Below are 1109 nucleotides of genomic sequence, written 5' to 3' on the forward strand. Positions count from 1 at the left end.
CCGCTCCTCGTGGAACGCGAGCGGGCGTTGTACGGGGCGTGGTACGAGCTGTTCCCGCGCTCGACGGGCGGGTGGGACGCGGAGGGGCGTCCGGTCCACGGCACGCTGCGCACGGCGGCGGACGCGCTGGAGCGGGTGGCGGCGATGGGTTTCGACGTGGTGTACCTGCCGCCGGTCCATCCCATCGGCCGCACGTTCCGCAAGGGCCGCGACAACGCGCTGGTCGCGGGTCCGGACGACGTGGGCGTGCCGTGGGCGATCGGGTCCCCCGACGGTGGTCATGACGCGGTCCATCCGCGGTTGGGCACGCTGGACGACTTCGACGTGTTCGTGCGCAGGGCCGGGGAGTTGGGGTTGGAGGTGGCGCTGGACTTCGCGTTGCAGTGTTCGCCGGACCATCCGTGGGTGGACAAGCGTCCGGAGTGGTTCCGGCAGCGTCCTGACGGCTCGATCGCGTACGCGGAGAACCCGCCGAAGAAGTACCAGGACATCTATCCGCTCGACTTCGACCGGGACATGCCGGGTCTGGTCGAGGAGACGGTCCGTATCCTGCGGTTCTGGACGGAGCACGGGGTGCGGATCTTCCGGGTCGACAATCCGCACACGAAGCCGGTGGTGTTCTGGGAACAGGTCATCTCGGCCGTGAACCGCGCCGACCCGGATGTGATCTTCCTGGCGGAGGCGTTCACCCGCCCGGCGATGATGCGGGTGCTCGCCGAGGTCGGTTTCCAGCAGTCGTACACGTACTTCACCTGGCGCAACGGGAAACACGAACTCACCCAGTACGCAGAGGAGTTGGCGGGCGCCGAGTCGGCCTGTCGCATGCGGCCGAACTTCTTCGTGAACACCCCGGACATCCTGCACGCGTACCTCCAGGAGGGCGGGCGCCCGGCGTTCGAGGTGCGGGCGGTGCTGGCGGCGACGCTGTCGCCCTCGTGGGGCATGTACAGCGGCTACGAGCTGTGCGAGAACACGCCGCTCCGGCCGGGCAGCGAGGAGTATCTGCACTCGGAGAAGTACGAGTTGCGTCCGCGTGACTGGGCCGCGGCCGAGCGCGAGGGTCGTAGCATCGCCCCGTTCATCACCCGCCTCAACGAGATCCGGCGCCG

General features: G+C 69.0%; 1 pseudogene. It reads left to right on the plus strand.

What is annotated here, in order from left to right:
- Positions 1-1109 (plus strand): annotated as a pseudogene (locus OFY01_RS17175) (alpha-1,4-glucan--maltose-1-phosphate maltosyltransferase); the annotation flags it as partial.

This window comes from Streptomyces beihaiensis (assembly GCF_026274175.1).
Taxonomy (GTDB): domain Bacteria; phylum Actinomycetota; class Actinomycetes; order Streptomycetales; family Streptomycetaceae; genus Streptomyces; species Streptomyces beihaiensis.